The 13,004-nt window shown below is 68.6% G+C and carries 10 protein-coding genes and 2 pseudogenes; 8 read left to right on the forward strand and 4 right to left on the reverse strand.

Annotation, left to right across the window (positions count from 1 at the left end):
• Positions 1–221: 221 nt before the first annotated feature.
• The 7 genes and pseudogenes from TY51_RS23375 (at position 222) to TY51_RS09630 (ending at position 7,098) form a co-directional block, all read left to right on the forward strand.
• Complete coding sequence (locus TY51_RS23375; protein WP_231558992.1) at positions 222–383, forward strand: lysozyme inhibitor LprI family protein; 162 nt, start codon at positions 222–224, stop codon at positions 381–383.
• 1 nt (position 384) lies between these two features.
• Positions 385–1,932 (forward strand): AMP-binding protein, encoded by a 1,548-nt coding sequence (locus TY51_RS09610; RefSeq protein WP_042248902.1) that lies wholly within the window; start codon positions 385–387, stop codon positions 1,930–1,932.
• A pseudogene (locus TY51_RS09615) lies at positions 1,929–3,532 on the forward strand (carboxyl transferase domain-containing protein). Before TY51_RS09610 ends, TY51_RS09615 begins: the two are co-directional and overlap by 4 nt.
• 10 nt (positions 3,533–3,542) lie before the next feature.
• A complete protein-coding gene (locus tag TY51_RS09620) occupies positions 3,543–5,198 on the forward strand; it encodes an acetyl/propionyl/methylcrotonyl-CoA carboxylase subunit alpha (protein ID WP_373960588.1) in 1,656 nt (551 codons plus the stop codon).
• 56 nt (positions 5,199–5,254) lie between these two features.
• Positions 5,255–5,467: pseudogene (locus tag TY51_RS24515) on the forward strand (acetyl-CoA carboxylase biotin carboxyl carrier protein subunit); the annotation flags it as partial.
• The gene (locus TY51_RS09625; RefSeq protein WP_042248905.1) at positions 5,460–6,323 is read left to right on the forward strand and encodes a hydroxymethylglutaryl-CoA lyase; all 864 of its coding nucleotides are present in this window, start codon (positions 5,460–5,462) and stop codon (positions 6,321–6,323) included. The pseudogene TY51_RS24515 and the gene TY51_RS09625, both read left to right, overlap by 8 nt.
• Positions 6,316–7,098: a crotonase/enoyl-CoA hydratase family protein gene (locus TY51_RS09630; protein ID WP_042248908.1), complete on the forward strand. Its 783-nt coding sequence runs from the start codon at positions 6,316–6,318 to the stop codon at positions 7,096–7,098. Before TY51_RS09625 ends, TY51_RS09630 begins: the two co-directional genes overlap by 8 nt.
• On the opposite strand, the gene TY51_RS09635 is transcribed toward TY51_RS09630, so the two are convergent.
• The gene (locus TY51_RS09635; RefSeq protein WP_156117970.1) at positions 7,095–8,351 is read right to left on the reverse strand and encodes an Nramp family divalent metal transporter; all 1,257 of its coding nucleotides are present in this window, start codon (positions 8,349–8,351) and stop codon (positions 7,095–7,097) included. The two genes, TY51_RS09630 and TY51_RS09635, sit on opposite strands and share 4 nt — an antisense overlap.
• A 124-nt stretch (positions 8,352–8,475) precedes the next feature.
• On the reverse strand, positions 8,476–9,771 hold the full coding sequence (gene glyA / locus TY51_RS09640) for a serine hydroxymethyltransferase (protein WP_042248912.1): 1,296 nt from the start codon (positions 9,769–9,771) through the stop codon (positions 8,476–8,478).
• Between the two features lie 146 nt (positions 9,772–9,917).
• Between glyA and TY51_RS09645 the strand changes: the two genes are divergently transcribed.
• Entirely contained in the window at positions 9,918–10,712 is a 795-nt protein-coding gene (locus TY51_RS09645) for an NAD kinase (protein ID WP_081994851.1), read from the forward strand.
• 5 nt (positions 10,713–10,717) lie between these two features.
• Here TY51_RS09645 and TY51_RS09650 read toward each other — a convergent pair whose 3' ends face one another.
• A complete protein-coding gene (locus TY51_RS09650; protein WP_231558994.1) occupies positions 10,718–11,752 on the reverse strand; it encodes a hypothetical protein in 1,035 nt (344 codons plus the stop codon).
• Between the two features lie 68 nt (positions 11,753–11,820).
• Positions 11,821–12,729, reverse strand: coding sequence for an RNA polymerase sigma factor RpoH (rpoH, locus tag TY51_RS09655; protein WP_042248918.1), 909 nt, complete (start codon positions 12,727–12,729; stop codon positions 11,821–11,823).
• Positions 12,730–13,004: the final 275 nt, after the last annotated feature.

The raw sequence follows: 13,004 nt of genomic DNA on the forward strand, positions 1-13,004 counted from the left end.
GCGCCTGACAGCTGTGCGGGCCTTGCCGCCAATGCCTGCATGGAGGGCGAGGGCGGGTCCAGCACGGTCGGCATGGGGTTCTGCCTGGGAGCCGAACGCGACTGGTGGGACGATCGCCTGAACACCGCCTATGGCGAGGTGATGACGCGGGCCGAGGCAGGCGATGCGGAACTGGACAGCATGGACGCCGCGGGCCCGCGCCAAGCGGGCGCCTGCGCGACATGCAGCGCGCCTGGATCGCGTTCCGCGACGCCGCCTGCGAATACGAGGCGACGCGATGGGGCGGCGGCACCGGCGCGGGGCCCGCGGCCACGCAATGCGCGCTGACCCTGACCGCGCGTCAGGCGAACCAGCTGGACGGCTATCTGCGCGAAGGCCCCTGAGATGGCACGCCTGCTGCATCACGCGGACCACGCGCGGCTGTGCCGGGATTTCCGCTGGCAGTATCCCGCGCGGCTGAACATGGCCGACCAGTGCCTGGCCCATGCCCCGGACCAGGTCGCGATCATCGACCATGACGGCACGCCGCACCCGGTGACCTTTGCCGCGCTGACCGCGATGACCGATGCGCTGGCCCATGCCCTTGCGGCGGACCGGGGCGACCGGATCGGCATCCTGCGCACGCAATCGTCCTGGACGGCGGCGGCGCATCTGGCAGTGTGGAAATCGGCCGCGATCTCTGTCCCGCTGTTCAAGCTGTTCGGTCCCGACGCGCTGGATTTGCGTTTAGGTGACGCGGGCATTTCGACGGTCATCACGGACCCAGAAGGGCGCCGGATGCTGGCCCCGTTCCCCCATCTGCGGGTGATCGTCCCCGAGGACGGCCTGCCCGATGCCGTCTGCTTCGCGACCCGCGATACCGGGCCGGAAGATCCGGCGGTGATCATCTATACCTCGGGGACGACGGGTGCGCCCAAGGGGGCCCTGCACGGTCATCGCATGCTGACCGGTCACCTGCCGGGTGTCGAGATGAGCCACGACCTGCTGGGCCAACCCGGCGACGTGATCTGGACGCCCGCGGACTGGGCCTGGATCGGCGGGCTGTTCGATGTGGCGATGCCGGGGCTTGCACTTGGCGTGCCGGTGGTCGCGACCCCGATGGCCAGGTTCGACCCGCATGCCGTGGCAGGGCTGATCCGCGATTGCGCCATCCGCAACGTGTTCCTGCCACCCACCGCGCTGCGGATGCTCAAGGCCGCGGGGGTCCGGCTGCCCGCCCTGCGCAGCGTCGCGTCGGGCGGAGAGACGCTTGGCGCGCCGATGCTGGACTGGGGCCGGGAGGCGTTCGGGCTGCAGATCAACGAATTCTATGGCCAGACCGAATGCAACATGGTCGCGTCCGGCAGCGGCGCGATGTTTCCGGCCCGTCCCGGCACCATCGGGCGCGCGGTGCCGGGGTTCGATCTGGCGGTGATCGATGCGGACGGCCAGCCCTCGCAGGCCGAGGGCGACATCGCCATCCGCCGCGGGGCGGGCAGCATGATGCTGGAATACTGGCGGAACCCGCGGGCCACGGCGGCCAAGTTCCGCGGCGACTGGCTGGTGACCGGCGACCGGGGCGTGATCCGCGACGGCCATGTCCAGTTCGTCGGGCGCGACGATGACGTCATCACCTCGGCCGGGTACCGCATTGGTCCGTCCGAGATCGAGGATTGCCTGTTGCGCCATCCTGCCGTGGCCCAGGTCGCCGTGGTCGGCAAGCCCTGCGACCTGCGCACAGAAATCGTCAAGGCCTATGTCGTGCTGCGCCCCGGCCATGACCCGTCGCCCGATCTGGCGGCCGACCTGCAGGCCCATGCCCGCAGCCGGTCCGCCGCCCATTCCTATCCCCGAGAGATCGCCTTTCTGGACGCCTTGCCGATGACCGTGACCGGCAAGGTCATGCGTCGCGCGCTGCGCGATCTGGACCTGGCCGAGGAGACCACACGATGAAACTGACCTCGACCGCGCTGCCTTCGTCAGAGGGGTTCCGCGCCAACCGCACCGCGCATCTGGCCCTGCTGGAGACCGCGCGCGACGCGGCGCAGATCGCCATCGCGGGCGGCGGGGCCAAGGCGCAGGAGCGCCATGTCAGCCGCGGCAAGATGCCCCCACGCGAACGCGTGGCGAACCTGCTGGACCCCGGCAGCCCTTTCCTGGAGATCGGCGCGCTGGCCGCCCACGGCCTGTATGACGGCGCGGCGCCTGTGCGGGTGTCATCGCCGGGGTCGGGCGGGTGCATGGGCAGGACGTGATGGTCGTGGCCAACGACGCGACGGTCAAGGGCGGCACCTATTACCCGATGACGGTCAAGAAACACCTGCGCGCGCAGGAGATCGCCGAGGAATGCGGTCTGCCCTGCGTCTATCTGGTCGACAGCGGCGGCGCGAACCTGCCCAACCAGGACGAGGTCTTTCCCGATCGCGACCATTTCGGACGCATCTTCTTCAACCAGGCCAGGATGAGCGCCAAGGGCATCCCGCAGATCGCCGTGGTCATGGGGTCCTGCACCGCAGGCGGCGCCTATGTCCCCGCCATGTCCGACGTCACGATCATCGTGCGCGGGCAGGGCACGATCTTTCTGGCAGGTCCCCCCCTGGTCAAGGCCGCCACCGGAGAGGTCGTGACATCCGAGGATCTGGGCGGCGGCGACGTGCACACCCGCCTGTCCGGCGTGGCCGATTACCTGGCCGAGGATGACGCTCATGCGCTGGCCCAGGCCCGCCGCGCCATCGCAAACCTGAACCGCCGCCGCCCCGACACGGTCGTCTGGCAGTCGCCCGAACCCCCTGCCTACGACCCCGAGGAAATTCTGGGCGTGGTGCCCGCCGACCTGCGCACCCCCTATGATATCCGCGAGGTCATCGCCCGCATCGTCGACGGCAGCCGCTTTGACGAGTTCAAGGCCCGCTTCGGCGAGACGCTGGTCACCGGGTTCGCCCATGTCGACGGCTGCCCCGTCGGCATCGTCGCCAACAACGGCGTGCTGTTCAGCGAGGCTGCCCAGAAGGGGGCGCATTTCATCGAACTGTGCAGCGCCCGCAACATTCCCTTGGTGTTCCTGCAGAACATCACCGGCTTCATGGTCGGCCGCAAATACGAGAACGAGGGCATCGCCCGCCACGGTGCCAAGATGGTCACCGCGGTGGCCACGACCAACGTTCCCAAGATCACCATGCTTGTCGGTGGCAGCTTCGGGGCCGGAAACTATGGCATGGCGGGGCGGGCCTATTCCCCGCGTTTCCTGTGGACCTGGCCCAACAGCCGCATCAGCGTGATGGGCGGCGAACAGGCCGCGGGCGTGCTGGCCACCGTGCGTCGCGACGGGATCGAGCGTCAGGGCGGCACCTGGTCCCCCGAGGACGAGGCCGAATTCAAGCGTCCCACGGTCGAGATGTTCGACCGCCAGTCCCATCCCCTGTATGCGTCCGCGCGGCTGTGGGACGACGGGATCATCGATCCGCGCCAGTCGCGCGACATCCTGGCGCTGTCGCTGCGCGCCAGCCTGAACGCACCCATTCAGCCGACGCGGTTCGGCCTGTTCCGCATGTGAGGGGCACGACATGTTCGACAAGATCCTGATCGCCAACCGGGGCGAGATCGCCTGCCGCGTCATCGACACCTGCCGCCGCTTGGGCGTGGCGACGGTCGCGGTCTATTCCGATGCCGACCGCGATGCGCGCCATGTGCAGATGGCTGACCAGGCCGTGCATCTGGGCGGCCCCGCGCCTGCCGACAGCTATCTGCGCGGCGACGCAATCATAGCCGCCGCGCAGGCCACCGGCGCGCAGGCGATCCATCCCGGCTATGGGTTTCTGTCCGAAAACCCCGATTTCGTCGATGCGGTCGCAGCGGCGGGGCTGGTCTTCATCGGGCCCTCCGCGGCGGCGATCCGGGCGATGGGCCTGAAGGACGCGGCCAAGGCACTGATGGAAACGGCGGGCGTGCCGGTGGTGCCCGGCTATCACGGCGCGGATCAGGACCCGGATCACCTGGCGCGGATGGCGGACCAGATCGGCTATCCGGTGCTGATCAAGGCTGTCGCGGGCGGCGGCGGCAAGGGCATGCGGCGGGTGGACGACCCTGCCACGTTCCGCGATGCGCTGGACAGCGCCCGGTCCGAGGCGCAGGGGGCATTCGGCAACCCCGCCGTGCTGATCGAGAAATACATCCTGCAGCCGCGTCACATCGAGGTTCAGGTCTTTGGCGACGGCACCCGCGCCGTGCACCTGTACGAGCGCGACTGCAGCCTGCAGCGCCGCCACCAGAAGGTGATCGAGGAGGCCCCAGCCCCCGGCATGACGCCGGACATGCGCGAGGCGATGGGCGGCGCCGCCGTCCGTGCGGCCGAGGCGATCGGCTATTCCGGGGCCGGGACGATCGAGTTCATCGTGGACGGCGCGAACGGCCTGCGGCCCGACGGCTTCTGGTTCATGGAGATGAACACCCGCCTGCAGGTCGAGCATCCGGTGACCGAGGCGATCACCGGGATCGACCTGGTCGAATGGCAGCTGCGCGTCGCCAGCGGAGAGCCGCTTCCCCGGCAGCAGCATGACATTGCGATCACGGGCCACGCGTTTGAGGCACGGCTGTATGCCGAGGACGTGCCCGCAGGCTTTCTGCCCGCCACCGGCCGCCTGTCCCACCTTCGCTTTCCCGACGGCGCCCGGATCGAGACGGGTGTGCGCCCCGGTGACGCGATCAGCCCGTGGTACGACCCGATGATCGCCAAGGTCGTGACCCACGCCCCGACGCGCGCCATCGCGCTGCGCGCGCTGGAACAGGCGCTGGTCGATACCGAGGTCGCGGGATCTGTCACGAACCTCGATTTCCTGATCGCGCTGGCCCGCCATCCGGGCTTTCGGCGCGGCGAGGTCGATACCGGCCTGATCGCCCGCGATCTGCCCGCGCTGCTGGACGGCGGCGCGGCGGACCCGGCGGCGCTGGTGCTGGCGGTCATCGGCCTGTCCGGGCTGGCCGACCCCGACACGCGCGGCGGCGCGACCCTGTGGCAGCCCCTGCGCCGCACCATCGCGTGGGAGGGTGGGCAGGCCCTGCTGGAGGTCACCGGACCCGGCGCAGCCGCGTCACGCTGGACCGCGCGCATGAGGTCCGCTGGCAATCGGACCGCTGGTGGGTGGACGGCCAGCCGTGCCGCCACCGCGTCGTGGTTCATCCCGCAGGCGTCAGCGTCTTTGGCGGGCGGGTCGTGCACCTGACGCCGCTGGACCCCTTGGCGCGCAAGGCGGCCGACGGCGCGGGCGATGGGGTCACGCGATCGCCCATGCCGGGGCTGGTCAAGGCGGTGCATGTGGTGGCGGGCCAAACGGTTGCCGCCGGCGACCGTCTGGCTGTGCTGGAGGCGATGAAGATGGAGCACAGCCTGACCGCCGCCGCAGACGGGGTGGTGGCCGAAGTGCTGGCCCAAGCCGGTGACCAGGTCGAGGCCGGCGCCCCGCTGATCCGGCTGGAGCCTGCCGATGGCTGAGCATGTCGAGATCTTCGAGATGGGCCCGCGCGACGGGCTGCAGAACGAAAAGCGCCTGATCCCGACCCCCGACAAGATCGCGCTGGTCGATCTGCTGAGCCAAGCGGGCTTTGCGCATATCGAGGTGACCAGCTTTGTCCCCGCGGCCTGGGTGCCGCAGATGGCGGACGCGGCACAGGTCATGGCGGGCATCACCCGCCACCCCGGCACGCGCTATGCCGTCCTGACGCCGAACCTGCGCGGCTATCAGGCCGCGCGGGCGTCGGGGGCCGACATGGTCGCCATCTTTGCCAGTGCGTCCGAAGGGTTCAGTCGCGCGAACCTGAACGCACCCATCGACGACGCGCTTGCGCGGCTGGCGCCGGTCGCAGAGGCGGCACGGGCGGACGGGGTCGCATTGCGCGGCTATGTCAGCGTGGTGACCAACTGTCCGTTCGACGGGCCGACACCCCCCGCGGCCGTGGCCCGCGTGGCGGCGGCGCTGCGCGACATGGGCTGCGACCAGATCAGCCTGGGCGACACCATCGGCCAAGGCCGCCCGGAGACGATCGACGCGATGCTGGCCGCCGTGCTGGACGAACTTCCTGCGGGCCAGCTGGCGGGGCATTACCACGACACCGCCGGGCGGGCGCTGCAGAATGTCGATGTCAGCCTTGATCGCGGATTGCGCGTCTTTGACGCCGCCGTGGGCGGCTTGGGCGGCTGTCCCTACGCGCCGGGTGCCGCCGGCAATGTCGCGACCGAGGCCCTGGCCCGCCACCTGACCGCGCGCGGCTTTGCGCATGGGCTGGACATGGACATCATCACCCGCGCCGCCCGAATGGCCCGCGCGCTGAGGGAGACCCCTGATGTTTGAGACGATCCGCATCGACCGCGACCCGCGCGGCGTGGCGACCCTGTCGCTGGCCCGCCCGGACAAGCACAACGCCTTGTCGCGCGCCATGATGAATGAACTGACCCAGGCCGCCGCCGATCTGGGGGCCGATCCGGCCGTTCGCGTCGTCGTGCTGGCGGGCGACGGACCCAGTTTCTGCGCCGGGGGTGACCTGGGCTGGATGCGCGAACAGATGGCTGCGGACGATGCCACGCGGCGCGAGGGCGCGCGGGCGCTGGCCGGGATGCTGTCGGCGCTGAACCTGCTGCCCAAGCCGCTGATCGCGCGGGTGCATGGCAACGCCTTTGGCGGCGGGGTGGGCATGATGGCAGTCAGCGATATCGTGATTGCTGCGGATTCCGCCCGGTTCGGTCTGACCGAGGTTCGGCTTGGCCTGATCCCCGCGACCATCGGTCCGTATGTCGTCGCCCGCATGGGCGAGCCTGCCGCGCGGCGGGTGTTCTTTTCCGCCCGCCTGTTCCACGCGACAGAGGCGGTGGCCCTGAACCTGGTGTCGCGCAGCGTCGCGCCGGAGGATCTGGATGCGGCCATCGAGGCCGAAATCGCGCCCTTCCTGCAGGTTGCCACCGGTGCGGTGGCCGCCGCCAAGGCGCAGTGCCGCGCGCTTGGCCCCCGCATCGACGCCGCCGTCATCGAGGACAGCATCGACCGTCTGGTCGCCGTCTGGCAGGGCGCCGAGGCCCCCGAAGGGATCTCGGCCTTTTTCGACCGGCGCAAGCCGGCGTGGCAGGCCTAGAACAGCCGCATGATCGAACTGCGCAGCTGGTCCGCCGCCAATGCGGCAAAGGCCAGCGTGCAGATGACCAGCAGGATGTTGGTCAACAGCTTGTTGCGCCATTCGGGCGGAACGCGGTCGGTGTTCAGGATCCACAGCAGCGTGACCGACATGAACGGCATGAACAGCGCGCCCAGCACGCCATAGGCCAGGATCAGGAAGATCGGCTGTCCCAGGAACAGCATCGCCATTGGCGGCACCGTCAGCCACAGCACATAGGCACGATAGTAACGCCCGCCCGACATGCGGTCGGGATGGCCGTGCGCCTTGCCTTGAACATGGCCCAGGAAGTCGGCGAACATCAGGCTGACCCCGTTCCAAACCCCGATCAATGAACTGAACGATGCCGCGAAGAAGCCGACCAGGAACAGCTTGCTGAGCCAAGTGCCATAGCGTTCGTTCAGCACGCGTGACAGATCGACCATGCCCTGGTCGCCGCCGCCGATGGCGATGCCCGCGGAATACAGCAGTTCCGCCCCGACGATCAGCGTCGCCACGACGAACAGGCCGGTCACCAGATAGGCTACCGCGTTGTCGATGCGCATGACCGACATGAAGCGCGGGCTGTCCCAGCCCTTTTCACGCAGCCAGTAGCCATAGGCCGCCAGCGTGATCGTGCCGCCGACGCCGCCCGCGACGGACAGGACGTTGATCATCGCGCCGTCGGGTATCATCGGCACAAGGCCGGTCAGGACCTCGCCAAGGTTGGGCAGGGTGGCCGCGGCCGCCAGCACCATCGCCACGAACATCAGGATGACCATCGCGGTCAGCACCCGTTCGAACAGGTCGTACCGGCCCGACCAGACCAGCGCCAGGCCCAGCAGACCCGACAGGATGCCCCAGGCCGGAACGCCCAGGAACGGCATCAGCGAGGTCAGCGCCAGCCCCGTCCCGGCCATCGCCGCCGCGCCATAGACAAAGCCCCAGATCACGATGTAAGGGCCGAAATACCAGCTGGTCCATCTACCAAGCGTGCTCCAGCCTTCAAAGATGGTGTTGCCGGTGGCCAGGGTATAGCGGCCCGCACCCTCGACCAGCACGATCTTCATGATGCAGCCCGCGATGACGGCCCATAGCAGGGCATAGCCGTATTTGCTGCCGGCGACGGTGGTGGCGATCAGGTCGGCGGCGCCGACGCCTGTCGCGGCCACGACCAGGCCGGGGCCGACCAGGCTCCAGCGCGGTTCGGCCTGGGGGCGATTGGGTGGTGTCATCTGTCCTCTTCCCTTCATGTCTGCGCAAACCATGGCGCGAAATTGCAGGATGCGCAAATGGCACAGACAGGAAACCCCGCCGCGCGGGGCGCGGCGGGGTGGTCAGGTCAGCGATCGGATGGGATCACATGCCCTGGTACAGCGGGAAGCGGGCGCACAGCTGGGCCACCTCGGCGCGGACCTTGTCCTCCACCGCGGTGTTGCCGTCCTCGCCGTTGGCGGCCAGGCCGTCCACGACCTCGACGATCCAGCGGGCGATCTGGCGGAATTCCTGCTCGGCAAAGCCGCGGGTGGTGCCGGCGGGCGCGCCAAGGCGGATGCCCGAGGTCACGAACGGCTTTTCCGGGTCGAACGGCACGCCGTTCTTGTTGCAGGTGATGTGCGCGCGGCCCAGAGCGGCCTCGGTCGCCTTGCCGGTCACGCCCTTGGGACGCAGGTCGGCCAGGCACAGGTGGTTGTCGGTGCCGCCCGACACGATGTCGATGCCGCCCTTCATCAGCTCATCCGCCATGGCGGCGGCGTTCTTGACGACCTGGGCCGCATAGGTCTTGAACTCGGGGCGCAGCGCCTCGCCGAATGCCACGGCCTTGGCGGCGATCACATGCATCAGCGGGCCGCCCTGCAGGCCGGGGAACACGGCGCTGTTGACCTTCTTGGCGATGTCCGCGTCGTTGGTCAGGATCAGGCCGCCGCGCGGTCCGCGCAGTGACTTGTGCGTGGTCGAGGTGACGACATGGGCATGCGGGATGGGCGAGGCGTGCACGCCGCCCGCGACCAGGCCCGCGATATGGGCCATGTCGACCATCAGATAGGCACCGACTTCGTCCGCGATGGCGCGGAAGGCGGCCCAGTCCCAGCTGCGGCTGTAGGCGGTGCCGCCGGCGATGATCAGCTTGGGCTTGTGCTGGCGGGCGCTTTCGGCGATCGCGTCCATGTCCAGCATCTGGTCCTGCGCGCGCACGCCATAGCTGACGACGTTGAACCACTTGCCCGACATGTTGACCGGCGATCCGTGGGTCAGGTGACCGCCCGAATTCAGGTCCAGACCCATGAACGTGTCGCCCGGCTGCAGCAGCGCCAGGAACACGGCTTGGTTCATCTGGCTGCCGCTGTTGGGCTGGACGTTGGCATAGGCACAGCCGAACAGCTCCTTGGCACGCTCGATCGCCAGATTCTCGGCGATGTCGACATACTGGCAGCCGCCGTAATAGCGCTTGCCCGGATAGCCTTCGGCGTACTTGTTGGTCAGGACGGATCCCTGAGCCTCCATCACGGCGCGGCTGACGATGTTCTCGGAGGCGATCAGCTCGATCTCGTCGCGCTGGCGGCCCAGTTCCTGGGTGATCGCCTTGGCAATGTCGGGGTCACGGCTGGCCAGGGTTTCGGTGAAGAAGCCGTTGTCGCGGGTCGGTGCGTTCATCGGTCTTTCGTCCTTTTTTGGCTGGGGCGGCTAGGGTTGGCGTCTTTTAACGCAACGTCGCGCATGCCGAAAGTGACAAAACGACCCGGACCCGACCCGTTGCGACGCGGCACGGAATGCGCTTGTCATCGCGCCGGGGTCGCGTGATGGTGCGGGTCCATCAGGGGACAGGACGGCCGATGACGCGCAACGTGCATTTCACCGCAAGCCATGCCGATCCTGCCCGGACGGCCCTGTCGGCGCTGACCGCGCGCTATGGCCAGACGCCGCTGGAGGGTGCCGACGTGGTGGTGGCCCTGGGCGGTGACGGGTTCATGCTGCAGACGCTGCACGCGACGCAGGGGCGGGGGGTGCCGGTTTACGGCATGAACCGCGGCACTGTGGGCTTCCTGATGAACGCATATGCCGAGGATGACCTGACCGACCGCCTTGCCCTGGCCGAGGAGACGGTGATCAACCCGCTGCGCATGCGCGCCACCTGCGCCGACGGGACCTGCACCGAGGCCCTGGCCATCAACGAGGTCAGCCTGCTGCGCGAGGGACCGCAGGCCGCCAAGCTGCGCATCCATGTCGACGGCCGTCTGCGCATGGAGGAGTTGGTCTGCGACGGGGCGCTGGTGTCCACGCCCGCGGGGTCGACGGCCTACAACTATTCGGCGCATGGCCCGATCCTGCCCATCGGGTCAGAGGTGCTGGCCCTGACGGCCATCGCCCCGTTCCGGCCCCGTCGCTGGCGGGGCGCCCTGCTGCCCAAGGGCGCCGAGGTGGTGATCGAGGTGCTGAACGCCGACCGCCGCCCGGTCATGGCCGATGCCGACAGCCGGTCGGTCCGCCATGTCACGCGGGTCGAAATCCGCAGTGCCGACGACATCCGTCACCGCCTGCTGTTCGATCCCGGTCACGGTCTGGACGAACGGCTGCTGCGCGAACAGTTCGTCTAGGCGCCTCAGCCTGCGCAGATCTGCTGCAGCGCCAGCCATTGTTCATCCGTCAGCAGGCGGGCGGGTTCGGTGCCCTGACGGATCGGATCGGCCTCGATCAGCGGCAGGACGGCGGCGCCGGTCGGGTCGATGCTGCGGGCATAGGGTTCGGTCGACAGCCCGCGTTCGGCAAAGGCCGGGGGCAGGGCGGCCAGATCGGGCCGGGGCAGGGCCTCGGACAACAGCATCTCTCCGTAACCCTGCATCGCCTCGCGCGACAGCGTGCCAAGGGTCATCAGGCGCAGCGCATTCATCAATCCGGCATGGCGCAGGGCGTCCAGCGTCGTCTGCTTGTCCTCGACCGCCAGACGGGCCGCGATCAGGTGACCGGCCGAAGCTTCGGGACCCGGCGTGGTGGTCAGCAGGTCATTGCCCAGCACGTACAGATCACCCGGCAGACGCCGCGCGCCGTTCAGGGGGGCGGGCACGACCTGCACCAGCGCCTCATCGCCGATCAATTGCGGCGCAATCCAGTCCAACACCTGCTGGCCCGACCTGCGGCGGCAGACGGCCCCGGCGCTCCGCTCCAGATCGCCCAGCACGGCCAAGCCGATGGTCCGGGCCTGTGCAGGCGGGGCGATGCGGGCGGCATGGCGGATCAGCGCGTCGGGCAACCAGAACGTCAGCGCGCCCAGCATCGCCAGCACGCCCAGGCCCGTGACCACGCCGCGCAGACGACCCGGCACGGCACGGTGGATGGCGATGGCGCGCTGCACCCGCTCGATTCCCTCGATCATCAGCGGATCGTCGATCTCGACGGTCTCGTCCGGAGCTTGACCGTTCGGGGTATAGATGGCGGGCAGTTGTCCAGGGTTGATGCGTGTCACGGCGGGCAGCGACCAATGCGACAGAGGGCGATCGGACTTGGGGTCCATCAGCGTCAGCGTGGCCGCGCCGACCGACACGATAACCTCGCGCAGGCGCGATTCGGGCGTCTCGCGCCAAGAGCCCTGCGCCTCGAGGCGCTGGAATTCGGTCAGGGCAGTCAGGGGCGCGGGCATGGTCTAGGGTCGTCCTGCAGGGTTCCCAGACCATAGCGCCGCGCCGCGTTGCGTCAATGCGGCGCAGGTCACTCGACCGGGTCGGCGATCCGCATTCCCTTGTCGCGGGCCAGAATGCGCATCCGTTCCTGCAGCTTTTCGAACGCGCGTACCTCGATCTGACGGATGCGTTCACGCGACACGCTGTAACGGCTGGACAGGTCCTCCAGCGTCATCGGATCGTCGCGCAGGCGTCGTTCCATCAGGATATCCTTTTCGCGGTCGTTCAGCACGTCCATCGCGTCGATCAGCATCTGGCGACGGGTGTCCAGTTCTTCGGATTCGGCATAGGCCTCGGCCTGGTTGGCGTTGGTGTCCTCCAGCCAATCCTGCCACTGCGCGGACGATTCGCCATCGCCGGACCCGACCTGCGCGTTCAGGGACGCATCGCCCCCGGACAGGCGCCGGTTCATGTCGACGACTTCCTTTTCCGTCACGTTCAGTTCGGTCGCGATCTGGGCAACGTTTTCGGGACGCAGGTCGCCTTCTTCCAGCGCACCGATCTTGGACTTCGCCTTGCGCAGGTTGAAGAACAGCTTTTTCTGGGCGCTGGTGGTGCCCATCTTGACCAGCGACCAGGACCGCAGGATGTATTCCTGGATCGAGGCGCGGATCCACCACATCGCATAGGTGGCCAAGCGGAACCCACGTTCGGGATCGAAACGCTTGACGGCCTGCATCAGGCCGACATTGGCCTCGCTGATGACCTCTGCCTGGGGCAGGCCATAGCCGCGATAACCCATCGCGATCTTGGCGGCCAAGCGCAGGTGGCTGGTCACCATCTTGTGGGCAGCCTCGCTGTCCTCGTGGTCCACCCAGGCCTTGGCCAGCATGTATTCCTGTTCGGGTTCCAGCAGGGGGAACTTGCGGATCTCTTGCAGATAGCGGTTCAGACCCTGTTCCGGGCTGGGGGCGGGAAGATTTCCATAGGTCGCCATGATATTCGCCTTTCGCAGAGACCGGGTAACGCAGCGTCGATCAGCCCGGTTCCGGGACAGGATGCCGCATCCACGGGGACCTTGTCATCTGTGGTCGGCTCACGTTCCCGTCAAGGGGCGGCGCGCAAGGCGTCCAGCAGGACCTGCATGTCGTCGGGCAGGGGGCTGTCGTAACCCATCTCCTCTCCGCTGACCGGATGGACGAACCCCAGATGCGCCGCGTGCAGTGCCTGGCGCGAAAAGGCCTGGACCGCCGCCGCCGCCGCGCCAAGCGC

The organism is Paracoccus sp. PAMC 22219 (genome assembly GCF_000787695.1).
In the GTDB taxonomy this organism is placed as follows: Bacteria; Pseudomonadota; Alphaproteobacteria; order Rhodobacterales; family Rhodobacteraceae; genus Paracoccus.

Bases quoted from the DNA above. Each gene is read 5' to 3' on its own strand.
- TY51_RS23375 (WP_231558992.1), top strand. From the start codon at position 222: ATGCAGCGCGCCTGGATCGCGTTCCGCGACGCCGCCTGCGAATACGAG.
- TY51_RS09610 (WP_042248902.1), top strand. From the start codon at position 385: ATGGCACGCCTGCTGCATCACGCGGACCACGCGCGGCTGTGCCGGGAT.
- TY51_RS09620 (WP_373960588.1), top strand. From the start codon at position 3,543: ATGTTCGACAAGATCCTGATCGCCAACCGGGGCGAGATCGCCTGCCGC.
- TY51_RS09625 (WP_042248905.1), top strand. From the start codon at position 5,460: ATGGCTGAGCATGTCGAGATCTTCGAGATGGGCCCGCGCGACGGGCTG.
- TY51_RS09630 (WP_042248908.1), top strand. From the start codon at position 6,316: ATGTTTGAGACGATCCGCATCGACCGCGACCCGCGCGGCGTGGCGACC.
- TY51_RS09635 (WP_156117970.1), bottom strand. From the start codon at position 8,351: ATGACACCACCCAATCGCCCCCAGGCCGAACCGCGCTGGAGCCTGGTC.
- glyA (WP_042248912.1), bottom strand. From the start codon at position 9,771: ATGAACGCACCGACCCGCGACAACGGCTTCTTCACCGAAACCCTGGCC.
- TY51_RS09645 (WP_081994851.1), top strand. From the start codon at position 9,918: ATGGTGCGGGTCCATCAGGGGACAGGACGGCCGATGACGCGCAACGTG.
- TY51_RS09650 (WP_231558994.1), bottom strand. From the start codon at position 11,752: ATGCCCGCGCCCCTGACTGCCCTGACCGAATTCCAGCGCCTCGAGGCG.
- rpoH (WP_042248918.1), bottom strand. From the start codon at position 12,729: ATGGCGACCTATGGAAATCTTCCCGCCCCCAGCCCGGAACAGGGTCTG.